Annotated in this window: 26 protein-coding genes and 1 tRNA gene; 20 read left to right on the top strand and 7 right to left on the bottom strand. The window is 65.9% G+C overall.

Features of this window, described 5'->3' with window-relative positions; all coding sequences use genetic code 11:
- Window positions 1-784 (top strand): HNH endonuclease signature motif containing protein (locus tag ABD255_RS31375; protein WP_344220396.1); only part of this gene is annotated, 784 nt, incomplete at its 5' end.
- 472 nt (window positions 785-1,256) lie between these two features.
- Window positions 1,257-2,027 carry a hypothetical protein gene (locus tag ABD255_RS31370; RefSeq protein WP_344220395.1) on the top strand — a complete coding sequence of 257 codons (771 nt, stop codon included), beginning with the start codon at window positions 1,257-1,259 and terminating at the stop codon, window positions 2,025-2,027.
- Between the two features lie 26 nt (window positions 2,028-2,053).
- Here the strand turns inward: ABD255_RS31370 and ABD255_RS31365 are convergent, their stop codons facing one another.
- Window positions 2,054-2,710: a 2'-5' RNA ligase family protein gene (locus ABD255_RS31365; protein ID WP_344220394.1), complete on the bottom strand. Its 657-nt coding sequence runs from the start codon at window positions 2,708-2,710 to the stop codon at window positions 2,054-2,056.
- Window positions 2,711-2,718: 8 nt separating this feature from the next.
- Entirely contained in the window at window positions 2,719-3,495 is a 777-nt protein-coding gene (locus ABD255_RS31360; protein ID WP_344220392.1) for a GntR family transcriptional regulator, read from the bottom strand.
- Window positions 3,496-3,623: 128 nt separating this feature from the next.
- Between ABD255_RS31360 and ABD255_RS31355 the strand changes: the two genes are divergently transcribed.
- The 12 genes from ABD255_RS31355 to ABD255_RS31300 all read left to right on the top strand — a co-directional run bounded on the left by ABD255_RS31355 (window position 3,624) and on the right by ABD255_RS31300 (window position 11,678).
- A complete protein-coding gene (locus ABD255_RS31355) occupies window positions 3,624-3,944 on the top strand; it encodes a hypothetical protein (RefSeq protein ID WP_344220391.1) in 321 nt (106 codons plus the stop codon).
- Window positions 3,945-4,005: 61 nt separating this feature from the next.
- Window positions 4,006-4,341 carry a hypothetical protein gene (locus tag ABD255_RS31350; protein WP_344220389.1) on the top strand — a complete coding sequence of 112 codons (336 nt, stop codon included), beginning with the start codon at window positions 4,006-4,008 and terminating at the stop codon, window positions 4,339-4,341.
- A gap of 125 nt (window positions 4,342-4,466) precedes the next feature.
- Complete coding sequence (locus tag ABD255_RS31345; protein WP_344220388.1) at window positions 4,467-5,330, top strand: hypothetical protein; 864 nt, start codon at window positions 4,467-4,469, stop codon at window positions 5,328-5,330.
- Window positions 5,323-6,174 (top strand): FtsK/SpoIIIE domain-containing protein, encoded by an 852-nt coding sequence (locus tag ABD255_RS31340; RefSeq protein WP_344220387.1) that lies wholly within the window; start codon window positions 5,323-5,325, stop codon window positions 6,172-6,174. Before ABD255_RS31345 ends, ABD255_RS31340 begins: the two co-directional genes overlap by 8 nt.
- A complete protein-coding gene (locus ABD255_RS31335; RefSeq protein ID WP_344220386.1) occupies window positions 6,171-6,377 on the top strand; it encodes a hypothetical protein in 207 nt (68 codons plus the stop codon). The genes ABD255_RS31340 and ABD255_RS31335 overlap by 4 nt, the downstream gene beginning before the upstream one ends.
- On the top strand, window positions 6,374-6,691 hold the full coding sequence (locus ABD255_RS31330) for a hypothetical protein (RefSeq protein ID WP_344220385.1): 318 nt from the start codon (window positions 6,374-6,376) through the stop codon (window positions 6,689-6,691). Before ABD255_RS31335 ends, ABD255_RS31330 begins: the two co-directional genes overlap by 4 nt.
- Window positions 6,688-6,948 carry a hypothetical protein gene (locus ABD255_RS31325; protein ID WP_344220384.1) on the top strand — a complete coding sequence of 87 codons (261 nt, stop codon included), beginning with the start codon at window positions 6,688-6,690 and terminating at the stop codon, window positions 6,946-6,948. Before ABD255_RS31330 ends, ABD255_RS31325 begins: the two co-directional genes overlap by 4 nt.
- Entirely contained in the window at window positions 6,945-7,949 is a 1,005-nt protein-coding gene (locus ABD255_RS31320) for a hypothetical protein (protein WP_344220383.1), read from the top strand. Before ABD255_RS31325 ends, ABD255_RS31320 begins: the two co-directional genes overlap by 4 nt.
- A gap of 97 nt (window positions 7,950-8,046) precedes the next feature.
- Window positions 8,047-8,337 (top strand): hypothetical protein, encoded by a 291-nt coding sequence (locus tag ABD255_RS31315; protein WP_344220382.1) that lies wholly within the window; start codon window positions 8,047-8,049, stop codon window positions 8,335-8,337.
- 127 nt (window positions 8,338-8,464) lie between these two features.
- Window positions 8,465-10,021 (top strand): replication initiator, encoded by a 1,557-nt coding sequence (locus tag ABD255_RS31310; protein WP_344220381.1) that lies wholly within the window; start codon window positions 8,465-8,467, stop codon window positions 10,019-10,021.
- Window positions 10,022-10,051: 30 nt separating this feature from the next.
- Complete coding sequence (locus tag ABD255_RS31305; RefSeq protein WP_344220380.1) at window positions 10,052-10,240, top strand: helix-turn-helix transcriptional regulator; 189 nt, start codon at window positions 10,052-10,054, stop codon at window positions 10,238-10,240.
- 13 nt (window positions 10,241-10,253) lie between these two features.
- Window positions 10,254-11,678 (top strand): helix-turn-helix domain-containing protein, encoded by a 1,425-nt coding sequence (locus ABD255_RS31300; protein ID WP_344220379.1) that lies wholly within the window; start codon window positions 10,254-10,256, stop codon window positions 11,676-11,678.
- A gap of 75 nt (window positions 11,679-11,753) precedes the next feature.
- Here the strand turns inward: ABD255_RS31300 and ABD255_RS31295 are convergent.
- The 3 genes from ABD255_RS31295 to tenA all read right to left on the bottom strand — a co-directional run bounded on the left by ABD255_RS31295 (window position 11,754) and on the right by tenA (window position 14,130).
- A tRNA-Lys gene (locus ABD255_RS31295) sits at window positions 11,754-11,826 on the bottom strand.
- A gap of 71 nt (window positions 11,827-11,897) precedes the next feature.
- Window positions 11,898-13,463: a phytoene desaturase family protein gene (locus tag ABD255_RS31290; RefSeq protein ID WP_344220378.1), complete on the bottom strand. Its 1,566-nt coding sequence runs from the start codon at window positions 13,461-13,463 to the stop codon at window positions 11,898-11,900.
- A 1-nt stretch (window position 13,464) separates the two neighbouring features.
- A complete protein-coding gene (gene tenA, locus ABD255_RS31285; protein ID WP_344220377.1) occupies window positions 13,465-14,130 on the bottom strand; it encodes a thiaminase II in 666 nt (221 codons plus the stop codon).
- A gap of 94 nt (window positions 14,131-14,224) precedes the next feature.
- On the opposite strand from tenA, the gene ABD255_RS31280 reads away from it, so the two are divergent.
- On the top strand, window positions 14,225-15,970 hold the full coding sequence (locus ABD255_RS31280; protein ID WP_344220376.1) for an aminotransferase class V-fold PLP-dependent enzyme: 1,746 nt from the start codon (window positions 14,225-14,227) through the stop codon (window positions 15,968-15,970).
- Here the strand turns inward: ABD255_RS31280 and ABD255_RS31275 are convergent.
- Window positions 15,900-16,451, bottom strand: a complete 552-nt coding sequence (locus tag ABD255_RS31275; RefSeq protein WP_344220375.1) for a hypothetical protein — start codon at window positions 16,449-16,451, stop codon at window positions 15,900-15,902. The genes ABD255_RS31280 and ABD255_RS31275 overlap by 71 nt on opposite strands.
- A 95-nt stretch (window positions 16,452-16,546) precedes the next feature.
- Window positions 16,547-17,551 carry a LacI family DNA-binding transcriptional regulator gene (locus ABD255_RS31270; RefSeq protein ID WP_344220374.1) on the bottom strand — a complete coding sequence of 335 codons (1,005 nt, stop codon included), beginning with the start codon at window positions 17,549-17,551 and terminating at the stop codon, window positions 16,547-16,549.
- 202 nt (window positions 17,552-17,753) lie between these two features.
- Here ABD255_RS31270 and ABD255_RS31265 point away from each other — a divergent pair, with 202 nt between their 5' ends.
- Genes ABD255_RS31265 through ABD255_RS31245 form a run of 5 tightly spaced genes read left to right on the top strand, consistent with a single transcriptional unit; the run spans window position 17,754 to window position 24,438 of the window.
- Window positions 17,754-18,725 carry a carbohydrate ABC transporter permease gene (locus tag ABD255_RS31265; RefSeq protein ID WP_344220373.1) on the top strand — a complete coding sequence of 324 codons (972 nt, stop codon included), beginning with the start codon at window positions 17,754-17,756 and terminating at the stop codon, window positions 18,723-18,725.
- A complete protein-coding gene (locus tag ABD255_RS31260) occupies window positions 18,715-19,578 on the top strand; it encodes a carbohydrate ABC transporter permease (protein WP_425554572.1) in 864 nt (287 codons plus the stop codon). Before ABD255_RS31265 ends, ABD255_RS31260 begins: the two co-directional genes overlap by 11 nt.
- 40 nt (window positions 19,579-19,618) lie before the next feature.
- The gene (locus ABD255_RS31255) at window positions 19,619-20,929 is read left to right on the top strand and encodes an ABC transporter substrate-binding protein (protein WP_344220372.1); all 1,311 of its coding nucleotides are present in this window, start codon (window positions 19,619-19,621) and stop codon (window positions 20,927-20,929) included.
- Window positions 20,926-23,061: a hypothetical protein gene (locus ABD255_RS31250; RefSeq protein WP_344220371.1), complete on the top strand. Its 2,136-nt coding sequence runs from the start codon at window positions 20,926-20,928 to the stop codon at window positions 23,059-23,061. The genes ABD255_RS31255 and ABD255_RS31250 overlap by 4 nt, the downstream gene beginning before the upstream one ends.
- A 21-nt stretch (window positions 23,062-23,082) precedes the next feature.
- On the top strand, window positions 23,083-24,438 hold the full coding sequence (locus ABD255_RS31245; RefSeq protein WP_344220370.1) for a Gfo/Idh/MocA family oxidoreductase: 1,356 nt from the start codon (window positions 23,083-23,085) through the stop codon (window positions 24,436-24,438).
- Window positions 24,439-24,613: the final 175 nt, after the last annotated feature.

The following is a 24,613-nucleotide window of genomic DNA, read 5'->3' as shown; positions in this document are numbered from 1 at the left end:
ACCCAGACCGCCAAATCACCGACTCAACCGAACATCACGAACTCCGGCTGTAGTACTAGGCTCAATGGTCAATGACAATAGGGGGCAATTAGTGACAAATTCTCGCAAGTATAGCGCGGGAGTCGTCAACGGCTTGATGATGGTTGCCAAGGGGATGTGCTACTTTCCTGAATGCCCGGAACCTTTGGTTCGTTTCGTTAAGGGTGTTCCAGTAAACAACTTTGATGTCGCTCACATTCGCGCATTAAACTCTAAGGGTCCGCGCGCTGTCTCAGGCATGTCTGAGGACGAACTAAATCGTATGGACAATCTTGTACTGTTATGTCGTCCGCACCACACCGTGGTAGACAAGCTCCGGCCCGCCGACTTCCCCATTCCTCTCCTTGTGGAGTGGAAGGCTGCACGCGAGCGCTCGGGCTATGCCGACCTTCAGGCGCTTCGTGGCTTGACCGAGCAACGCCTGCAAGAACTCATGACTGAGGCTTTCGAGTCCTTGCATGAGAGGGTTGAGTCGGCGGTTTCTAAGCTTGAGAGCGTGGATCGTGATGTCGCCAAAATGCTACGCCCTTTCATAAACGACATCGCCGCAGTAAATTTCGTTAGCAAGTATCCTGACGCGGATACTGTGACGACACTCGGGAATGCCGCGACAAAGCTCCGGCATCTTCAGGAGACTGCCTATGAGCTTAAAAGTGCAGCAGATAAGCTAGCCAAATTGCGTGAGTTGCCAACGCAACTCGATCAGGTTGCGGACAGGCTGGAGCGTAACCGGGACTTCATGTAGAGCTGCGCAGGTTTGTGACCAGTGGGCAGTCCTCCTGCATCGCCCCGATAGCTGCCGACCTTAGGTTCGGTGCGGTGCGGGTCAAGGGTCGGAGATCCCGGAGGGACGCCGTAGGCGCCCTTGACGCGTGCCGGGCCGGGCCGTCCCTTCCATGATTGCTAGCGGGGCGATGCTGGAGACCACCGGCGGACGGGAGCATGCGGCACCGAGGGCGGCGGGTGGCCGGCCGATTCAGCGAGTACCAAATCGACAGGGTGTCGATCGTTGATGGCGAGTCTGCTGTCTTCGACCCGGCACCCTGTTGGCACGTGCGCGCCAAGCCAAGGGCCGCGCCTGGAACGCAGCGAAGCGGAGTGGAGGGCAGGCGGCCCGCCCTCCGGTGGCGGCGCGCCTTCGGGCCCTGCAGGGGCCCGTCTTGAAGACGTAGAGAAACTTGTCAGACGATGGTGGGCCACGGCAGGGCTGGTCATATGTGAGTGGTGTCCTGTACAACAGCCGGGTGACTTGGGCAAATTTGATAACTGGCTTCCTCGGCGACATCGCGTGGCCCGCAGTTCTAGTAGTGGTCGTCGTGATTCTCCGCCGGGAACTTCGAGCGCTTCTGGCGCGAGTGACGAAGGTCGTCACTCCGATCGGCAGCCTGGATACCGAGGCACAAGCGATCGCAACGAAGGCGACCGATGTCGAAACGGAAACCCTCGATCGGCTCGCTGCCAAAGCGTCGACTGCGGCTGACACGGACGACGAACAGGATGACGGTAACGGCGGTCAGACCTACGTCAATCCCGAGCCGATTGAGTTCTCCTCCAGGAGCGAGCAACTCGATCCGTGGCATGCGTCTGTCGATCGGGATAGCGAAGTCGGGGTTCTCCGTGAGCTCGCTGAATATCAGCGGCTCGATGCAACGCTGCCACCTGCCTACGAAGAAGCCCTTGAGGTTGCCGAGCGCCTGGTTCCTGTTGATCCTGGAGAGGCGTGCGATCAAGCCTGGAAGGCATTCCATGGCATGGTGTATGACGCAACGTCTAGGCTAAAGAGCCGGGGGTTAGATTCAACGCTGGTGCGCCTTGCAAAGATTGACTTTCCAGGGGATGGATTGGAGATCGTAAAATCGTTGTCGGACATGAACTACAGCAGCGGTTCCCTGAGTTCGGCTGGAGCAAAGAACTACGTAGACACCGTCCGCATCATGGCTGGACTACTCTTTAGGCTGACAATCTCGCAGGAATCATCGACCGGCTGAGGTATCTCAATGAGCGTCCGAGTCGCCTAACGGGATTCGGCTAGGCGGAATGACTCGACCTTTCGCCATTCGTACATTCGGTTATCGCGGTGCATCTCGATCAACGGCACTTCATCGACGTGAAAGCTTGTGGCTGTGCTCTCGACACCTTCAAGCGCTGTGAGCGCCTCGGCGGCCGGCTGATCGGCATTCACGTACGCGAAGCTCACGTGTGGTTGGAAGTCCGTGGTGCCCAAGTCGATGACTCCCTGCCCCAGAGCCTTCCCGACCGCCGACCTGACGATGTCTCGAAGGTCATTGAGGGGTTGCACGTCCTCCGGCACGAGCACGAGTGCTTCCGGTCGGATGAGAGGACGACTGAAGATGAGAGTGAACGGTTCAACTTCGCGTAGTGCCGCGCGCGTTGTCTTTACCACCGACGCAAGGTCTTCGGCGGAGATGTCGTCCACAAACGCAAGCCCTTGCATCGTTATGTGGAGCCACTCGCGGGGGATCGGATCGAAACCGGCGATGCCTTGAACCGCGTCCTGGTATTGCGCAACTAGACCAGCGAGATCCTCGCAAGATCCGACGGCGAGGTGGAAAGCGTAGAAACGCGTCCCGGTCTGCCAGCCTGGGCGCCACCACCAGTGGTTTCGGAGTTCGGTTGCGTGGCGCCACATCCACTCTGGCTTGTCTCTCACTGGTCCTCCTAGATTTCCGACTGCGCGTCTGGCTGTTCGGCTTGAGCGGTGATCTCGTACTCGTCGATGAGCATTACGCGATCGGCCGGCCAAACCGACTCGGATACTTCGAGGACATCACCGTCCACGCTGCGGGCCGTGTGAACGACATGGAGGACGGGCATGCCTGGAGGGAGGTTGAGGATGTCGCTCTCGTCAGCCGTTGGCAGTCGGGATACCCATGAGTCGCGAGCTTGGGCGTACAGCTTGCCGCTGAGGTCTTCGACGCAGAGGAACAATGCCTTCGGTACGACGGTCGGCTCCTCGAGGTAGGTGCCCCCGGCGATCTCCACCGGGATGTAGCTCGCACCGATCTCCTCCAGGCGACCATCAGTCTTGTCGTACAGATTCCGGCGCCGTACGACGACCTCGGTTCCGGGAGCGACGTTCATCGCCTCGGCGATGTGCTGCGGCACCTGCTGCCGCCCCGCGAAGATGATCCGATGCTCGAAATCGGATGACAGGAGCTTCTTGTCGCCACGAGCGCGCCCATATCGGTTTCGCGACCGACGCTGTCGCCGTCGACCGTCCTTGACGAACGTTCCGATGCCATGACGAGACTCGATGAGGCCTTCGGCACGGAGGACGCCGATGGCTTGGCGGAGTGTGGGGAGGGCGACGTTGAAACGGTTGGTCAGAGTCGTCTCCGCGGGCAGTTGATCGCCAGGCTGCAGCTTGCCGTTCTGAATTTCGGCACGCAGCGCATCGGCGATGCGGTGGTACTTCGGGCCGCGTCCAGCGGCCATCCCTGATGTCATTTAGATGAACTCCTATAGAGGTGTTGACTTCTACAGTACGGGAGCCTATGGTCGTTGTCACATAGCCAGTCCTCTATAGGACCTGAGGATAAGATGACTGACAAGGAAGGTTCCTCATGAAGCTGACCATCGACACCACGGGCAAGACGTTCACGGTCACCAAGGGTGTGGAGGAGAAGAAGGACCAGAACGGCCGGCAGAAGGCTGACCGGAACACCAACGAGCTGCTCTGGCAGGTTCAGGTGATGGCGCTCGACGAGACGGGCGGCGAGGTGATCAACGTGACTCTGGCGGGCAATGCCATGCCGAAGGTCAACGTCGGCGCTGTCGTCGTACCGGTCGAGCTGGAGGCCATGCCGTGGGCCACCAATGGGCGGAACGGTGTCGCGTACCGGGCCAAGACCCTCAACGCCGCGACGGGTTCTGCGAAGTCCTGATCTCCACTCGTCCCGTGATTCGTGCAACTGCTCAAGCTGAGGGGTAGTCATGTCGCAACCGATGGATGACCGAACCGTCACAGCGAATCAAGCACGGTCCGAGTACGTAGCCAAGGGCTACGAGATCGTTGAGATTGAGATGGTGCTGGGCTTCTTGGACCAGGCCATTGCCGACAGCCTGAACCGGGCTGAACCTGTCGTTGCGATCAGCAACGATGTCACCGCCGTTTACGCCTCGAAGGCGTTCTGGCAACTGCTCGACCTGTACCGCGAGGCCACTGATCGTCGCCTCGATCTGTACGCCGCACGCGACTACGCGTACGCGGTCTGGAAGTCGGCTTCGAGTGAAGCCACCGCGGCTGACACCTACGTGTCAACGCCGATCAACCACCGCTAGAAACCAAGAACGGCCCTCGAAAGGGCCGCTCCCTGGAACACGGACACGAAGTCGGGCAGCAGCCTAGGAACTCTTCCCGGCTTCGTGTCTTTCCTGACTCAACCCCCTGATCGGGAGGTCTTGTCATGCCCAAATCTACCCGCTCGAAGTCGTCCTGGCGATCCCGTCGCGCTGGACGCTCGACGCAAGTCCTACCGGGTGCAGTCGAAACCATCACCCGACCGAACCAGACCTGGCCGGTCATCCTGCTGCTGACCGTGTGGCGCTGGCGCTGGGAACTGGCCTGCCTCGCCGGACTCATCTACGTCTGGCACTGGCACCTGGCATCGATCCAGGTCTTCTTCACCGACACGCTCCCCACTTGGGTCGCGGTCGTGTTCATCCTCGGCACCTTGTACTGGCTCGTCGCCGACACCCCGGTACGCCGGTTCACGCTGAACCGGTTCTGGTGCGTCATCACCCGCCACCGGGTCAGGGCCTGCCTGGTCGAAACCAGGATGCTCAACTACTCCGGCAACCTGCCGTTCATCATCGGGTGCTTCTCCACCAAGACAGGACAGGTCGTCTGGCTGTGGATGCGCCCCGGACTGTCGGTCGAAAAGCTCGACAACCAAACCGAAACCCTGGCGTCTGCGTGCTGGGCACGCAAAGCCACCATCGCCCGGTCCAAGCGCAACGCCGCCCTCGTGCGCATCGACATCGACCGCCGCGACCCCCTGGCGAGCAAGACCATCGACTCGCCCCTGCTGCACGACACCAGCGGCATGCCCGAAGCGGCAGTCGCCGACGACGCTGTCCTCGCGTTCCTCATGCCGGACAACGCCGACAGCGCCCCCGGCGAGTCCACCACGCAGAACGAAAGGCCGGCCAAAAGCGGCAGTGGTGAGACGCGCACCCGAACATCCAAGACCAAGACCACCGCAGCCGTGAACGACAACACCACGGTGATCTTGGGCGCCAACGGAGAAGACGTGTCCGACTATGTCTAGCTTCAACCCGAAATCGGTGTTCCCCCGGCGCACGCCGGGGGCCACCCCCGCTCTGCGTGCACCGAAGGGTGCGCTGTCCATCTACGACCCGGCCTACCTCGGCCTGGACGCACGCGACCGAGCCGTCCGCGTGGGATTGATGTATCGCAACATCCTCATCGGCGGAGAACCCGGCGCGGGCAAGTCCGTAGCCCAAGGCAACATCGTCGCCCACGCCGCACTGTGCACCGACGTGGACCTCATCCTGATCGACGGCAAGATCGTCGAACTACTGCCGTACGCACCGGTCGCGAAAGAGTTCGTCGGCAACGACATGACCAAGGCCCTCCGGGTCCTGCGGGGCCTCCAAACCGACCTGGACGAACGCTATCTGCACCTGGCCCGTACGGGCCGCAAGAAGATCGTCCCCGGCGACGGCTTCCGTGCCAAGCTCCTGTGCATCGATGAGCTGGCCTACTTCACCGTCACCGTCGGCACCAAAGACCAGCAAGAAGAATTCCGCACCCTCGTGCGGGACATCGTCGCCCGTGGCCGCGCTGCGGGCATCATCACGATCGCATCCACCCAGCGCCCCAGCGCTGACATCGTCCCGACCTCACTGCGGGACCTGTTCGGCTACCGGCTCGCATTCCGCTGCGCCACCGACTCGTCCAGCGACATCATCCTCGGCACCGGCTGGGCCTCCCAAGGCCACACCGCCGTGGACATCGAACCCGAAGCCCTTGGCGTCGGACTGCTCCGCGCCGAAGGCGGATTCCCGCGCCGCCTCAAGACAGCGCTTCTCGAAGACCACCACGTCAACCAGATCGTCCGCCGCGCAGCACACCTCCGGAGGGCCGCATGATCACCGTCAAACCCGTCCCCGCCGACGCCTTCAACAGCGTCCGCGACACCCACGGGAACACCGGCTGGCTCCACGACTGCGGAGCCTTCACCTACTCACCCACCCAACCCCACCGCTGCGGCGTGTGCTGGTCCGCACTCCGCAACGGCCAAGCCCACAACGGCTCCTGGCAACAGGCTTACGTCCTCAAGGAGGCGTCATGACCTACTACGACGCATCCGGCGGCGAACGCGAAGACCGCATCATCGTCGGCTACGACTTCACCGACCACTCAGTGGCCGGCATCAACCTCGCCTGCAACGGCCAAACCCCCCAAGTCGTCATCGACCTCGGCAACGCCCCGATCGAAATCGAACTCGTCACCGGCTCCGTCACCGCGATCAGCCACCTCATCGACGCACTCTACGAAGCCCGCGCACTCCTCGAAGACCACCAAATCCAGCACGCCACCCAAACCGACACCTGGACCCAAGACCAGGTCTACATCCCCACCGACTGGACGGAGGACCAGCCATGAGCCTCTACGCAACCAACGACGGGCGCTACCCCGAGGACTCCACCGTCCGGACACCGTACCCCCTGACCGACGACCCGATCCCGCCCTACGACGAGTGGCCCTGGCTACCGGGAACCGTCCTCGGTCAATGCGGACCCGACGAATGGCACATCCGGATCGACGTACCCGAACTCATCGAGCACGGCGACGGCTACGACTGGTCGCCCGCGTGCTTCCGCAACTCCTGCGAACTGCGCCGGATCGGAGGCAACCGATGACGACCGACAGTCTGACGGTCCCGGTCGCGGCCAAGCCCGCGACCACAACCAAGCTCACCGGTCTGACCAACCACAACACCACCGCACTGTCCGGCATCACCGGCTGGACCGTGTCCAAGACCACCGCTGTCTACAACGGCGCACCCACCGCCGCGCTCGGTTCGGTCCAGAACCGCATGGACCACATCCGGGCCACCGAAGGCGGCAGAGCCACCGGCTACGCCTCACTCATTGCCGTCCGCAACAAACTCAAGGAACTCAGCACCGGCGGCAGCCACCCCGCCGTTCAGGTCACGATCAAGCGGGCGAAGAAGAAGCCCGCCACCACGACGACCCGCACTGGGTCGCCCATGGCCCGGATGACACGTAAGCGTCAAACCGAGTACACCACCGCGGAACTCGTCTCCGCCCTCGAAACCTCCTGGGCAGCGATCCGCGCCAACCACACCGAAGTCCCCGCCGTCGTCATCATCGTCGGCTCCGGCACCGCCACCAAACACGCCAAGTACGGGCACTTCGCACCGACCCGGTGGCAACACGGCGAACAACGCCTGGCCGAAGTCCTCATTTCCGGCGAAGGACTCAAACGCCCCGTCGAAGAGGTCTTCACCACCCTGCTGCACGAAGCAGCACACGCCCTCGCTGATGTCCGAGACATCAAGGACACCAGCAGGCAAGGCCGGTGGCACAACCAGAAGTTCGCAGCCCTCGCCGGAGAGCTCGGACTCGACGCCACCAAAGATCCCAAGATCGGCTGGTCGCCTTGCACCCTGCGCAAGGAAACCGCGACCACTTACAAGGGCGCCATCGCCGAACTGAAGAACGCGCTCATCGCCTACCGCCACCCCGAAATGACCGGCGGACCGGCCAAGAAGAACAACAACAACGCCATCGCGTGCGCGTGCAGTTGCCCACGCCGCATCCGCGTCGCCAAAGCAGTCCTCGAACTCGGGGAAATCACCTGTGGCGTCTGTGACTCCACCTTCGAACCCGACGAGTAACACCGGTTCGATGCTGGCTCCCGTCCCCGGAATCCACAAGGTCCCGGAGACGAGGGCGAACACCGAACAGCCCCAACCACCGAACGGAGCACCAGCCATGACCAACACCGACACCGCCGTCGACATCAACGCCTACGCCAACATCACCGCACACCGCGCCGTCGCCGACCACGAGTTCCTGTGCGACTGGGTCGCCACCGAACACCTCGACGGCCACGACTGGTGCCCCACCGTCCTCGAACCCGGCGACGACTACGCCCTCATCGTCCAGATCAACCCCGCCACCGACCCCAACCCGTACCGCATCGTCGGACGCTACTGCATCGGCTGCGGCTACCACCTCTTCGGCACCCCAGAACTCGAACCCGCCCCAACCACCCCCTTCTGACACGTAACCCGTCAACCGCAAATCTTCCCGCCCACACCCCACCCGGACCCGTGAAACCAGCTGGCCGGCCAGGAAGATTTCCCGCCCCACCCGCCGCCGGAACAGATCCGCGAGAGGAGGACCGCACATGACGATCACCGACACCAGCATCGACGCCGTAAGCGGCCTCCAAGACCCGCTCATCGTGATCCCGACCCATCGCCCCACCCTCGACCCCGGCAAGCGCTACAACGCCGCCTCAGGGCTCGAAGAGGCCATCTCTCGCGCCGCCTCCACCGCCGACTACGACGGCTGGCTCGAACACACCGCCTCCGCAGGCGGCTGCGTCCGCCCCATCCAGCTCCGGGGCGAATCGCACGTGGTCTCTGAGCGCACCGGGCGAATCATCTCCACCCGGCACACCGACGATATGCCAGACGGCGTCATCTACAAGGCCTGCGGGAACCGCCGTGCAGCCGTCTGCCCGTCCTGTGCGGAGGTCTACCGAGGTGACACCTACCAACTCGTTCTCGCCGGTCTCCGAGGCGGCAAAGGCATCCCCGCCACCGTCACCCAGCACCCGTGCGCGTTCGTCACCTTCACCGCCCCCTCCTTCGGGCCGGTCCACTCCGCACGCAAGCACCGGGGCCGCGACGGGCAACTCCGCAACCAGACCTGCCGACCCCGCCGCAAACCCGACCCCTGCCCGCACGGCATCGACCTGCGCTGCCACCAAACCCACCACGACGGCGAAAAGGTCCTCGGCACACCGCTGTGCCTGGACTGCTACGACCACGACCACCAGGTCGTCTGGAACGCCCTGTCCGGCGAACTGTGGCGACGCACCATGGAACGCGCCAAGGACACCCTCCGCGCCTGGGCCAAAGCGCACGGCGTCTCGGTCAAGCTGTCCTACGGCAAGGTCGCCGAAATGCAGGCCAGAGGCGTCGCCCACTTCCACGCCCTCATGCGGCTCGACGGCGTCGATCCCCTCGAGCCCCACCAAGTCGCCGTCCCGCACCTCAGCGCGGACTTCGCCCTGCTCGCCGCCGCGATCCGCCGCGCCGTCGAAACCACCCGGTTCCGGTCCCTGCCCCACCCCGACCAGCCCAACGGTTGGCTGATCGAGTGGGGCCAGCAACTCGACCTACGGCCCGTCCGGCAAACCCTCGACGGCGTCATCACCGAAACCGCCGTCGCCGGATACCTGGCCAAATACTCCACCAAGGCGGCAGAGGCCACCGGGCACTCATCGACCCGGCTCACCAACGCGACCGTCCGCCGCTACGCCACCACGCACACCCACGCCGGCCGATTGGTCGACGCCTGCTGGCGACTCGGACGACCCGGCTCCGACCTCGACCCCGAAGAGGCCGCCAAGAACTCCGGACGCCTCTCCTACCGGCGACTCCAGAAGTGGGCTCACATGCTCGGCTTCGGCGGCCACTTCTCCACCAAGTCACGCCAGTACTCCACCACCCTCAAAGCCCTCCGCGAGGCACGCGCCAATTGGCGACGCGAACGCCACCGGACCGCCGAACACACTGGCGACACCGAAACCACCCTCATCGTCGGCAACTTCACCTACGCCAACACCGGTTGGCGAACCATCGGCGACGCGCTCCTTGCCAACACCGCCGCTGCCAAGGCCCGCGAACACCGACGCCTCGTCAGGGAACTGTTTGCCGAGCACAACAACGACTGACACGTAACCGTCAAAAGAAGGGATCGATTCATGACGCTGAATGTGAAGCCTCTGTGGACCATCGAAGACGTGTCCGAGTATCTGGGCGTTCCGGTGAAGACGCTCTACGGGTGGCGCCTGAAGAAGGTGGGGCCTGGTGCGGTACGCATCGGTAAGCACCTCCGATACGACCCGGACGAGGTAGTCGCCTGGGTGCAGTCGCGCCGGTTGGCGTCTTAGGGGAGCGCTGATCATGGGACGCAAGCCATTGCCCCTCGGGACCTGGGGCACCATCCGTACCTACGTGTTCCACAAAGACAAGAAGGGCAAGCCGGACCGGTACCGTGCGGTCGCGAACTTCCGTGACTTTGACGGGATCACACGCCCCGTGCCCGCGTACGGACGAACCAGGACCGAAGCCGAGTCCAACCTGAAGGACAGGCTCCGCGAGCGGGTCAGGGCACGTGGCGGCGGAAGCGTCACCTCACTGGATCGCTTCTCGGTCGGTGCTGAACTTTGGTACGCCGAACTACTGGAGAAGGTTGCTGACGGCACCTGTTCCACCGGCACACGCGACACGTACGAGCGGACACTTCGCAACCACGTACTGCCTGCACTGAAGGAGGTTCGGTTCGGAGAATTTTCCGTTCCGCTCGTGGACAAGGTGATCAAGAAGATCAAGAAGAAGGTTGGTGTGCCCACAGCTAAGACAAGCCGATCCGTGATCTCGGGGGTCTGTCAACTGGCTGTCCTGCATGGGGCGATGGAGACCAATCCGGTCCGGGAGATCGGGCGAATCGAGGGCGGCGACAAGAAGCGCAACCCCCGAGCACTGGAAGCCGAAGAGAGGCGGATGTGGTTCGAGATGCTCAGCACTGACCCGAAGGCGATCGAAGCCGACCTCTTCGACCTCACCGTCTTCATGCTGGGCACCGGCGTCCGGATCGGCGAAGCACTCGGCGTGATCTGGGAGGAGGTCAACTTCTTCACTGGTGAGGTTGCCATCACGCACCAGATCGTCCGGCCCAAGGGTGAGGGACTGCTCCGAACGAAGACCAAGTCTCGTGCGGGGGAGCGGGTGCTCGGGGTCCCGTCGTGGTGTGTAGCGATGCTGCGCGCTCGCTTCGTCCGGGGTGTCCGCCTCACCGATCCAGTCTTCCCGGACAGTGCCGGTGGGTTCCGTGACCCATCGAACACACGTCGTTCCTTCCGCGAAGCCCGTTCGCCGGTCGGGTCGGAGCTCCGCCGCAATCTGGGCCACATGCTCAAGGAGTGCCGTCAGGCGGCACGCCTGACTCAGAAGCAAGCCGCGGTCTCCATTGGATGCGCGAAGAATCGGGTCAGCCTCATGGAGAACGGTCGGGTGCGCGTTGAGATCGAAGAGGTCGAGAAGATCCTGGAGATCTACGGTGCTCCGGCTTCACGCCGGACGGAGGTCACTGAACTCGCGACTGAGGCATCGGTGCCGATCGCGGCAGACGCTATGGCATGGATCACATCGCACGCATTCCGGAAAACGACCGCGACCATTTTGGACGACGCCGGCCAAACCGCTCGGCAGATCGCCGACCAGCTCGGACACGCCCGACCGTCGCTGACCCAGGATGCCTACATGGGGCGGAAGGCCAAGAACCCGGCCGCCGCCGACGCGCTGGAGATGATCGCCGATGACCTCTGACGCGAAAACCCGTCCCGTAATGTGTACCAAGGACGGGTCTTCAGAGCCGGAACCCGCCTCTGACCTGCGGTTTTGTGCGCCGCCAGGGACTCGAACCCCGAACCCGCTGATTAAGAGTCAGCTGCTCTGCCAATTGAGCTAGCGGCGCATGTTCTGTTGTGGTGCGTTCGAACGAAGAGGATCGTAGCAGGGGATTTGGGTAGATACGAAATCGGTTCTTCAGGGGCGCAGGTCCAGTACTGCGTGGGCCGCGTTGTGGCCGGGGATGCCGCTGACGGCGCCGCCGCGGAGGGCGCCGGAGCCGCAGATCAGGAGGTTCGCGACGTCGGTCTCGACGCCCCAGCGGCCGACCTGGGAGTCGTCGTCGGCCCAGGGCCACTGGAGGTCGCCGTGGAAGATGTGGCCGCCGGGCATGCCGACGGATTCCTCGATGTCGAGGGGGGTCTTGGCCTCCAGGCAGAGGTTGCCGTCCGGGTCGCGGGCGATGCAGGGGTCGAGGGGTTCGTCGAGGTAGGACTCCAGGCCGGCCAGGACTCGACGGACCGACTCGGACCGGGCCGCTTCGTTGTCGTTGGCAAACAAGCGGGTGGGGAAGTGGACGCCGAAGACGGTCAGGGTCTGGTGGCCCGAGGCAACCAGCGACGGGCTGAGGATCGACGGGTCGGTGAGGGAGTGGCAGTAGACCTCGGACGGCGGCGTCGTCGGCAGTGTGCCACCAGCGGCCGACCGGTACGCCGTCTCCAACTGGCTGTAGTCCTCGTCGATGTGGAACGTACCCGCGAACGCCCGCCGAGGGTCGTCGCCCGACTTCAGCCGGGGGAGTCGCGACAGCAGCAGGTTGATCTTGAGTTGCGAGCCCTCGGGCTTGTCGACGGCGGGCAGTCCGCGCAGTTGAGCGAGTGTCGTCGGTGCGACATTGGCGAGCACGTACGAGCAGTCGACCGATCGCTCGCCGTCACCGCCGAGCCAGGTCACCGCCGCTCGCTTGCCGTCGGCTTGCACGGACGTCACCGCGGCGTCGACGACGAGTGAGGCGCCCGCTCGCCGAGCAGCGGTGGCCAGTGCGTCGGTGACCGCGCCCATCCCGCCGACCGGTACGCGCCACTCGCCGGTGCCGTTGCCGATCAGGTGGTAGAGGAAGCACCGGTTCTGGATCAGCGACTCGTCGTGCAGCCCGGCGAAGGTGCCGATCACGGAGTCGGTCGCCACCACGCCGCGTACGGTGTCGTCGGCGAACCGTTGCTCGACGACTTCCCCGAAGGGCCGTTCCACCAAGGACTCCCACAACGCTGGATCCACCTGCTTGCGCAGGGATGCGGCCGAGGTCAGGGGCTCCAGCAGCGTGGGCGCGACCACGCCGGCCAGTTCGGCGACGGACCCGTAGAAAGCATTCCAAGCCTCGTACTCCGAATCGCTCCCGGTCAGCGCCGCAAAGGAGGCGCGGGTCGCCACACCCTCAGGGCGCTCGACAAGCAGCCCCAGGTCACGCCCATCCCGACGCACCGGCGTGTACGACGCGACGGACCGCGAGCGAAGCTCCAGCGACAGACCCAGGTCGGCCACGATCTTGTCGGGCAGCAAGCTCACCAAGTACGAGTACCGCGACAGCCGCGCGTCCACGCCGGGGAACACCTGCTGGCTCACCGCGGCGCCACCGGTGTGCGACTGCTGCTCCAGGACCAGCGTGCTCAGACCCGCGCCGGCCAGGTACGCCGCGGCGACCAGGCCGTTGTGCCCGCCGCCGACGACCACGACGTCGTAGAAGTCCTTGCTGCCAGCAACCATGTCAGACCGGCCAATCGAGTCGGTGGTACGCCGCGTCCCAGAACATCCACTCGTACCGCGAGGTGGCGGCGAAGTGCCGGTGGCACCGCTCCCGCTCACCTGGTCCCACCTCGGCGCCGAGCCGGTCCGTCACCGCCAGTACCGACTCTACGACCGCGTCGAACTCCTCGGAGCCGTACGCGGCGATCCATTCGGCGTACACCGGGTCCGGCGAGGAGTGCTTCAGCAGTTCGCGCCCGACGTCGCGGTAGATCCAGTAACAGGGCAGCACGGTCGCCACGGCTTCGGCGTACGTGCCGGTGGCGCAGACCGCGGTCAGGTATGACATGTACGCCGTGGTGGTCGGCCCGGACCCGGTCGCGTCCACATCGGCCGAGGTGAGTCCCAGCGACCCCAGCAGCGAGGTGTGCAGTTCGCGTTCGACCTCGATCGCGTCCGCGGCGTGCCGGGCGAACATGCTGACGGCGTCCTCGTCGGTGGCGCGGGCGGAGACCAGGGCCAGCGCGCGCGAGTACGACCGCAGATAGTGACTGTCCTGCACGATGAAGTAACGGAACGACTCGTGGTCCAGCGTGCCGTCGGTCAGCCCGGTGATGAACGGATGCCGGACGATCTTGTCGTAGACCTTCGCTGCGCCGGAGTCCCACAGCTCGGCGGAAAACGTCATCCCCAACTCCTCACCCTCGACTGCGACCGACCCTAACCGGCTGGGCTCCGCAGAACACGAGACGAAAGTCACGAACGCGCCTTACCCTGACGCCATGACCATCCAGGGGGACCGCACCGAGGTCGGTGACCGTGAGTTGATGCCGCCGGACACGCCGCTGCTCAGCCGGATCCGCGCCTCGGTGATCGGCGACGACCAGGTGATGCCGGGTCCGTACGGCCCGCGCCGGGTCACGTACGCCGACTACACCGCGTCCGGGCGGGCCCTGAGCTTCCTGGAGGACTTCATCCGTGAGGAGGTGCTGCCGCGGTACGCGAACACCCACACCGAGTCCAGCGGCACCGGCCTGCAGACCACCCGGCTGCGCGAGGACGCCCGCAAGATCATCCACGACAGCGTCGGCGGCGACGACGAGACCGCGGTGATCTTCTGCGGCTCCGGCGCGACCGGCGCGATCGACAAGCTGATCGGTGTGCTCGGCCTGCGGATCCCGGCCCAGCTGGACGACGAGTACCACCTGACCGACCAGATCCCACCGGCGCAGCGCCCGGTCGTCTTCATCGGCCCGTACGAGCACCACTCGAACGAGTTGCCGTGGCGCGAGTCGATCGCCGACGTGGTGGTGATCGGGCAGGACGAGGACGGCCACATCGACATCTCACGGCTGGAGCAGGAGTTGGCGAAGTACGCCGACCGCCCGCTGAAGATCGGCTCGTTCTCCGCGGCCAGCAACGTCACCGGGATCGTCAGCAACACCCAACGGGTCTCGGCCCTTTTGCACCGGCACGGCGCGCTCTCCTTCTGGGACTGCGCCGCCGCCGCGCCGTACGTGGAGATCGACATGTACGGCGGACGCGACGCCGACCCGCTCGCCTACAAGGACGCGATCTTCCTCAGCCCGCACAAGTTCATCGGCGGCCCGGGGACACCCGGCGTACTGGTGGCTCGCCGGGAACTGCTGCGCAACCGGGTCCCCGACGTACCGGGCGGCGGCACGGTCGCCTACGTGAACCCCGACGAGCACCGCTACCTCGACGACCCGGTCCATCGCGAGGAGGGCGGCACCCCGGCGATCATCGAGTCGATCCGGGCCGGCCTCGTCTTCCAGCTCAAGCAGGCGGTCGGGATCGACGTGATCCGGGCGCACGAGGACGCGTACCTGCGCCGCGCGGTGGAGGCGTGGCGGCACGAGCCGGGCATCCAGATCCTCGGCAACCTGGACTCCGAGCGGTTGTCGATCGTGTCGTTCGTGATCAAGGCGCCGTCCGGGCGGTACCTGCACCACAACTTCGTGGTCGCGCTGCTGAACGACCTGTTCGGCATCCAGTCCCGCGGCGGCTGTTCGTGTGCCGGCCCGTACGGGCACACCCTGCTCGGGATCGACCTGGAGCGGTCGCACGAGTTCGCCGAGGAGATCGAGCACGGTTGTGAGGGGATCAAGCCCGGCTGGGTACGAGTCAACTTCAACTACTTCATCTCCGAGGCGGTCTTCTCGTACGTCGTCGAGGCCGTGCGGCTGGTCGCCCAGGAGGGCTGGCGGCTGCTCGGGGACTACCGGTTCGACCCGTCCAACGGGTTGTGGCGGCACCATCGGGGTCCGGTGGAGCCGCCGATGCGCCTGTCGCAGGTCGGCTACGACCGGGACGGGAAGCTCCGGTACCCCAGGCACCACGACAAGGCGCCCGAGTCCGCCCTCGAGGGCTATCTGGTGGAGGCCCGGGAACTGCTGTCAGCGTGCCACCACGCGGACACCGAAGCCGAGGCCAGCATCAACGAGGAGTTCGACCACCTGAGGTGGTTCGACCTGCCGTCGAGTTGCGTGGCGCCCGTGATTCGCTGAGGGCCAGTTCGTAGCCGCCGGTGACGGTGCTGGTCCAGAGAGTGCCGTTGACGATCAACGTGCGGTTGGCGATCGGCGTCGTGGCGGTGGTGAGGATCTGTTCCCGCTGCCACGGACACCCGGTGCGGTACGTCTGCTGAGTCACCCGTACTGCGATCGCCCCCGGCCCCTCCTTGATCGAAGCGGCCTGCAGTTTCTGCGCACAGCCAGTCGGCGTGGAGACGACGAGAACCAGTTGGCGTGGGTTCGAGTCGACCGCGCGGACCGCCAGAACGCGGGCGGCGGAGTACCGGAGTGCTCGGGCCTTCGGGAGGGTTCGGGCTGTGGGTGTTGCGGACACGACTGGCGCGGTCGGGGTCGCCTCGGGAGAGGAGCCGAACACCTTCGCCAGCACGAAGACGCTGAAGGAGAGCACTCCGATCGAGAACGTGACCACCACGGCGATCCCGTAGACGAACCAGATACTGCCGGACGACTTCACCCGCCCGATCCTCGCAGCAGAACCCGCCGGACCCCGGCAGGAAACGCAGTACCGGCGCGTATCAGCCGAGCGGGTGCTCCCGATCACCTGCCCGCTCAGGTTGTCCGGCCGGTGCTGCCGCGGACGAGCAGTCTGGGTCGGAAGTCAGTCTCTTGGGTGGAGCTGTGCCCCTGCAGTTGTTCCCGCAGGTGCTCCCAGGCCTGGCGGCCGAGAGTGCCGGTGGGGACCGCGGCGGTCGTCAGCGGTGGGGTGGTGAAGCGGGCGAAGGGGATATCGTCGAAGCCGGTGACCGAGATCTGGTCCGGAACCGAGACGCCCAGTTCGTGCAGGCCGCTGAGGGCGCCGAAGGCAACCATGTCGTTGTACGCGACAACGGCGGTGGCGCCGGTGCTCATCACCTCACCCGCGGCCGCGTGACCGTTGTCGAACATCGCGCCGCAGGCCAACTGGATCAGCTCGAACTGCCGGCCGTTGTCGGACAGTCGCCGCAGGGCCGTCAGTCGCTCGACGTTCGACATCGCGACGGGCGGGCCGGCCAGGTAGACGATCTTCCGGTGCCCGAGGGAGAGCAGGTGGGAGACCAGGTCGCTGATGCCGGCACCGTGGTCGACCGACAGGGACGGGACGTCGCTGCCGGGCAGCTTGCGGTTGATCAGCACCATCGGCGCGAGTTGCGGCACCAGCCGGCGCAGGTCCTCGGTCGGCAGCCGGGGTGAGGCGAGCACGATGCCGTCGCAGCGCCGGCGGGCCTCGATGGCCAGGATCTCCTCGTCCTCGACATGCTCGTTCGACTCCGCGATCAGCAGCCGGTGCCCGTCCTCGCCCGCGGCCAGACTCAGGCTCCGCAGGACGTCCTGGAACATCGGGTTCGACAGGTCGGGCACGATCAGCGCGATGGTCGCGGTCCGGCCGAGTGCGAGGCTGCGGGCGACCGGGCTCGGCGCGTAGTCGAGGGCCTCGGCGGCGGCCAGCACCCGGGCGGCCAGTTCCGGCGCCACCGTGGACCTGCCGTTCATCACCCGGGAAACCGTGGCACGGGAGACCCCCGCTGCCTCGGCCACGCGGCTGATGGTCGCCGTCGAGCGCGTTCTCCCGGACACCCCGACCTCCTCCCGCCTCGCCTGTTGGTGCGCTCACCCTAGCGCTCGAAACGATTTCGGGAAACCGGTCTCTCGCCATCAATTCGAGCGGGATATCTTCGAGAACGAAACATTGTGGCGATCCGGACGTGACCCATTGACACGTTTCAAGACTGCCTGCTAGAAACCGGTTACTCACGATCGACCGACGAGGAGGTGTCGCGTGAGCCCGACTTCCAGCACCCTCTCGCCGGAACGGCAGGACGTGGCCGACGAGCCGCCGCAGGACCGCAAGGCCGGCTACACCAAGTACTCCCGGCGCCGCCGCGACGCCATCACGGGGTACCTGTTCCTGACGCCGTGGCTGATCGGCCTGCTGGCCGTCACCCTCGGCCCGATCCTGGCGTCGCTGTACCTGTCGTTCACCGACTACTCGCTGCTGAAGCCGCCGAAATGGATCGGGCTGGCGAACTTCGAGGAGATGCTGACCGACACCCGGCTGCACAAGTCGCTGCTGGTCACCTTCCAGTACGTGTTCATCTCGGTGCCGCTGCAGTTGCTGATGGCGCTCGGGCTGGCGATGCTGCTGAACCAGGGCATCCGCGGGCTGAGCTTCTACCGCTCGGTCTTCTACCTGCCGTCGCTGCTGGCCGGCAGCGTGTCGATCGCCATCCTGTGGCGGCAGATCTTCGGCCAGGAAGGGCTCGTCAACGACGCCCTCGCGCTGATCGGCATCCAGGGCCAGAGCTGGGTGGCGCATCCGGACTTCGCCCTCGGCACCCTGGTGCTGCTCAACGGCTGGACCTTCGGTGCGCCGATGGTGATCTTTCTGGCCGGCCTGCGGCAGATCCCCACCTCGTACTACGAGGCGGCCGCGGTCGACGGCGCGGGCCGGTGGACGTCGTTCATCCACATCACCCTGCCGCTGCTCACCCCGATCATCTTCTTCAACCTGGTGCTGCAGGTGATCGGCGCGTTCCAGAGCTTCACCCAGGCGTTCGTCGTCAGCGGCGGTACTGGTGGGCCCGCCGACTCGACCCTGCTTTACACGCTCTACCTGTACGACGAGGGCTTCGGCTCGTTCCACATGGGCTACGCGTCCGCGATGGCCTGGTTGCTGCTGCTCATCATCGGCGCGCTGACCGCGATCAACTTCCTGTTCGCCAAGAAGTGGGTGTTCTACGGTGACGAGTGAAACCCTGACCAGCGACCCGACGGCGGCCGACCGCGGCCGCAGCGTGCTCAAGCACACCCTGATCATCGTCTTCGGCGTGCTGATGCTCTATCCGCTGCTCTGGATGCTGTCCAGTTCGTTCAAGCCGAGCGAGACCATCTTCCGGGAGACCTCGCTGTTCCCGAACCAGGTGATCTTCGACAACTACACCGAGGGCTGGTCCTCGCTGGCACATCCGTTCCAGCACTACCTGTTCAACTCCGCGGTGATCGCGGTGCTCGCGATCGTCGGCAACCTGCTCACCTGTTCACTGGCGGCCTATGCCTTCGCCCGGGTGGAGTTCCCGCTCAAGAAGCTCTGGTTCGCCCTGATGCTCGGCACCATCATGTTGCCGATCCACGTGCTGATCGTCCCGCAGTACGTGTTGTTCTCGAAGCTCGGCTGGATCAACACGATCCTGCCCCTGGTGGTGCCGAAGTTCCTGGCCCACGACGCGTTCTTCGTCTTCTTGATGGTGCAGTTCATCCGGTCGCTGCCGCGGGAGCTGGACGAGGCGGCCCGGCTGGACGGCTGTGGTCACTTCCGGATCTACTCCCGGATCGTGATGCCGCTGTGCCTGCCGGCGCTGGCCACCTCGGCGGTCTTCACCTTCATCTGGACCTGGAACGACTTCTTCAGCCAGTTGATCTTCCTCACCGACCCGGACAAGTACACGGTGCCGGTGGCGCTGCGGTCCTTCATGGACGCGCAGGGCCAGACCTCCTGGGGCCCGCTGTTCGCGATGTCCGTGGTCGCGCTGGTCCCGATCTTCGGGTTCTTCCTGGCCGGTCAGCGCTACCTGACCCGTGGCATCGCCACCACCGGCCTCAAATGATCAGTGTCCGCGCCTGGACGCGGCAGGAAGGAACAACGACATGTTCTCCCTAGCAACGAGGTACCGCAGGCGGCTGGCTGCCGCTGCCCTGGCCGGCGCCCTGCTGACGCTGTCCGCCTGCGGTGGGGACTCCGGCGGAGCCGGCGACGACCCGAACCAGCCGGTCACGCTGCGCTTTTCCTGGTGGGGCAACGAGGATCGGGCCAAGCTCACGCAGAAGGCGATCGACGCCTTCCAGACGGCGAACCCCGGCATCACGGTCAAGCCGGAGTACGGCGACTTCACCGGGTACTTCGACAAGCTGGCCACCAGCGTCGCCGCGAACGACGCACCGGACGTGATCACCCTGGGCGGTGCCTACCCGCGCGAGTACGGCGACCGCGGCGCGCTGCTCGACCTGGCCGAGGTCAAGGACACCCTGAAGACCGACAAGATCGACAAGGCCGCGCTGTCCAACGGCAACTTCGACGGCAAGCAGTACGGCGTACCGACGGGCGTCAACGCGTACGGCGTGGTCGTCAACCCGAAGGTGTTCCAGGCGGCCGGGGTGCCGTTGCCCGACGACGACACCTGGACCTGGGAGGACTACAGCCGGATCGCGCAGCAGGTGGCCAAGGGATCGCCGAAGGGCACCTACGGCTCGGACGACCCGACGAGTGCTGACGCGCTCGACCTGTACGCCCGGCAGCGCGGCGAGTCCCTCTACACCGAGGACGGCAAGGTCGGCCTCACCGAGCAGACGCTGACGAACTGGTTCACGATGACCACCGCGATGCGCGACTCGGGCGCGACCCCGCCGGCAGCGGTGACCTCGGAGCTCGCCACCCAGGCGGCACCCGAGCAGACGTTGATGGGTCGGGGGCTGGCCGGCATGCAGCTGGACTGGACCAACCAGCTCGGTGCGTTGCGGGCCGCGTCCGGTGCCGACCTTCAGTTGCTCAGGGCACCGGGTGAGAGCTCGGCGACGAAGCCGGGGATGTGGCTGCAGGCTTCGCAGATCTACACGATCAGCGCGCGCACCAAGCACGCCGAGGCGGCCGCCAAGCTGGTGAACTTCCTGGTGAACGACCCGGCCGCGGGCAAGATCACGCTGGCCAACCGCGGCATCCCGGCCAACTCCGACGTCCTCACGGCGATCAAGCCCGCGCTGCCGAAGAACGAGGCTGCGTCGGCGGAGTTCATCGCCGCGGTCACGCCGAAGGTCGGGCCGGCCCTGATCATCGGGCCGACCGGGTCGACCGAGAGCGTGAAGATTTTGGACCGGACGAACGCGGAGGTGCTGTTCAACCGCCAGTCGCCGGCCGACGGCGCCAAGAAGTTCCTGCAGGAACTGACCGCGGCGATCAAGTGAGTTCTGCACCCGACCAGTCCCGGATCGATCGGCACGCCCTGGTGGGGCGCCACGACGTGCTGATCACCGGGATCGAGGCGGAGTCCCCGTTGTCTGTGGGCAACGGGGAACTCTGCTTCACCGTGGACGTCACCGGCCTGCAGTCCTTCCCGGAGCGCTACCCGGTCGCTCCCCGCTCCGGCGACGACCCACCCGGCACGCTCCTGGGAACCCTCAGCCAGTGGGGCTGGCACAGCATCCCGTCCGACACCTTCCACCACCTCGACGACACCCGCCGCGTTTATCCGACGCCGTCCGGTCCGGTTCCCTACGTGGACCTGGGCAGCGAGCAAGACCTCGGCACCACGGAAGAGCCGGAGCAAACCGCCGCGGAGGAGTGGCTGCGGGCAAACCCGCACCGCCTGGACCTCGCTCGAATCGGCTTCGTAGAAGCGGGGGAGGGGAAGCGAGGACCGGCAGTAGCCGGCGTGGCGGAGCGGCGGCGGCCTGGCGGCTGGCGGGAGTTGGATGAGGTGCAGGAGGCGCGGCAGCGGCTTGATCTGTGGCGGGGGCTGGTTGACAGCTCCTTCGTAGTTGCCGGTAGCCAGGTCGACGTTCGGACGATGTGCCATCCGTCGGAGGACATCTTGGCTGTCCGGATCAGATCCACGGCCGGGCTGGGTGTGCGGTTCGCCTTTCCGTACGGGGCTGAGGCGTGGAGCAACGCGGCGGACTGGGATTCGCCGGACGCGCACACCACCAGCGTGCGGGAGGTGCCGGGCGGCTGGATCGTGCAGCGGGTGCTTGACGATACGCAGTACATCGTGGACGTCGGGGCCTCGGCCGGTGCACAGCTGGAGATCACCGGCGAGCACGAGTTCGTGGTCACCTCGGCGACCGATGAGCTGGTACTGCGGATCGGCCTCAACGCGAGCGTGTTGCCGGAGTACGGCGAGGTCGAGCGGGACGTGGTCGCGCACTGGCAGCGGTTCTGGGAGTCCGGGGCCGCGGTGGAGCTTGCCGGGAGCAAGGATCCTCGGGCGATGGAGCTCGAGCGGCGGGTTGTGCTGGCGCAGTACGTGACTGCGATCAACAGTGCGGGATCTCTGCCGCCACAGGAGACCGGCCTCGTCTGCAACAGTTGGCGGGGTCGGTTCCACCTGGAGATGCACTGGTGGCACGGTGCCCATTTCCCTTTGTGGGCAAGGGCGGAGCTGCTGGAGCGCAGCCTCGGGTGGTACGAGGGGATCCTGCCGGCCGCCCAGGCGACCGCGCGGCTGCAGGGGTACGACGGCGCCCGGTGGCCGAAGCAGGTCGGGCCGGACGGGCGCGAGAGTCCGAGCAGCATCGGCCCGTTCCTGATCTGGCAGCAGCCGGCGCCGATCCACCTCGCCGAGCTGATCCGCCGGACCGGCGACGACGCGGCGACCAAGCGCTACGCGACCATCGTCCACCAGACGGCCGAGTTCATGGCGTCCTTCGCGACCCCGACCGAGCACGGCTTCCAGCTCGGCCCGCCGCTCATCCCGGCGCAGGAGTCCTACTCGACGATTCGCGGCAGCCTGATCAACCCGACCTTCGAACTGGCCTACTGGCGTTGGGCTCTGCAAGTCGCCCAGGAGTGGCGGCAGCGACAAGGTCTGGATCCCGAGCCACGCTGGGCAGCGGTAGCCGAAGGCCTGGTGCCCGCGCCGGTGCACGGCGACGTGTACGCCGCGATCGACGGTGAGCCGTGGACGATCCGCACGGACCACCCGTCCATGCTCTACGGGCTCGGCGTCGTCCCGGACACCGGATACCTCGACCGGCCGACGATGAACCGCACGCTGGCCGCAGTACTGGCTGACTGGGACTGGGAGAGCACGTGGGGCTGGGACTACCCGGCGATCGCGATGACCGCTGCCCGGCTCGGTGAGCCCGCGACCGCCGTGGACGCCCTGCTCCTGAAGACCGGCAAGAACGTGTGCCTGCCGAACGGGCACAACCGGCAGACCCCGTCGCTGCCGCTCTACCTCCCCGGCAACGGCGGTCTGCTCACCGCGGTCGCCCTGATGGCCGCGGGCTGGGACGGTGACGACGGCTCACCCGCGCCCGGCTTCCCGCAGGATGGAAGCTGGACCGTCCGGCACGAAGGCCTTCACCGCAGTCCCTGAATCCCCAACCGAAGGAGAACCGTGACCTCCCGCTACGCAGTAGTCGGCACCGGCTCACGCGCCGCGATGTACATCGACGCCCTGGCGACCTCGTACGCCGACGTGGGCTCCATCGTCGCGTGGTGCGAGCCCAACCCCACCCGGATGGCGTACTACGACCGCGTGCTCGCCGCCGCCGGCAAGGACGCACCCGCGCGGTACGCGCCGGACGACTTCGGCAAGTTGCTGGCCGAGCAGCGGCCCGACGTCGTGATCGTCACCTCACCGGACGCCACCCACCACCTCTACGCGACGGCCGCCCTGGACGCCGGGTGCGACGTGGTGGTCGAGAAGCCGCTGACCACCTCGCTGGATCCGGCCCAGTCGATCGCGAAGTCGGTCGAGGCGTCGTCGGGCGACCTGGTGGTGACCTTCAACTACCGGTACTCGCCGCGCAACGCCGAAGTACGGCGTCTGCTCGCCGTCGGCGCGATCGGCAAGATCACCTCGATCCACTTCGAGTGGGTGCTCGACACCGTGCACGGCGCCGACTACTTCCGCCGCTGGCACCGGAACAAGGCGATCTCGGGTGGTCTGCTGGTGCACAAGTCCAGCCACCACTTCGACCTGGTGAACTGGTGGCTGGCCGACGTACCGGAGACTGTCGCGGCGGCGGGTGGGCTGCGCTTCTACGGCGACGAGAACGCCGCGGAGCGGGGGCTGACCAACCGTCCGGCCCGCTCCACCGGAGACCCCGGTACTGCGTCCGATCCGTTCGCGCTCGATCTAGCGGCGGACGACAAGCTGCGTGAGCTCTATCTCGAGGCCGAGGGTGACGACGGCTACATCCGCGACCAGGATGTCTTCAGCCCCGGGATCTCGATCGAGGACAACATGGGGCTGCTGGTCACCTACAAGTCCGGCGCGATCCTGACCTACGCCCTGAACGCGCACTCGCCGTGGGAGGGCTACCGGGTCGCGATCAACGGCACCGAGGGCCGGCTCGAACTCGACGTGGTCGAGCGCGGATTCGTCCAGCCCGCGGGTGCGGCCGGGGTGGTCGGACGACCGGCGGTCGACCCGAGCGTGAACCCGGACGACCCGACCGCCGGGGGAGCGGCGAACCTGCGTCCGGCGGGTGAGCGGCTGCTGGTCCAGCGTCATTGGGAGCCGGCCGTGGAGGTGCCGATCCCCGAGGGTGACGGCGCGCACGGCGGCGGTGACAGCCAGTTGCTCGACGACGTCTTCCGGCCGACCGGTGAGCCCGACCCGCTGGAACGCCGAGCCGGCTACCGCGACGGCCTCCGCAGCATCGCGGTCGGCATCGCCGCCAACCGCTCACTCGAATCAGGCCAGCCCGTCCGACTCTCCCAGTTCGGCCTCCCGCTCGACCGCTAGAAAACCTTCGACAACACCCACACCACGAAGGCCAACAGCCCGATCACGAAGGTGACCGCAAGCACCACGGCGTACATGAACCACTGACTGCCGGAAACCTTCACCCCCGAATCCTGCCAGCCCTGGTCAACGCCGGCTGAACCCACCCACACCCGCCACTGACAAGGGGGTGTGG

This window comes from Kribbella sancticallisti, assembly GCF_039530625.1.
Lineage (GTDB): Bacteria > Actinomycetota > Actinomycetes > Propionibacteriales > Kribbellaceae > Kribbella > Kribbella sancticallisti.
Note: the sequence above shows the minus strand (reverse complement) of the source record. Positions and strands in the feature narration are given on the sequence as shown.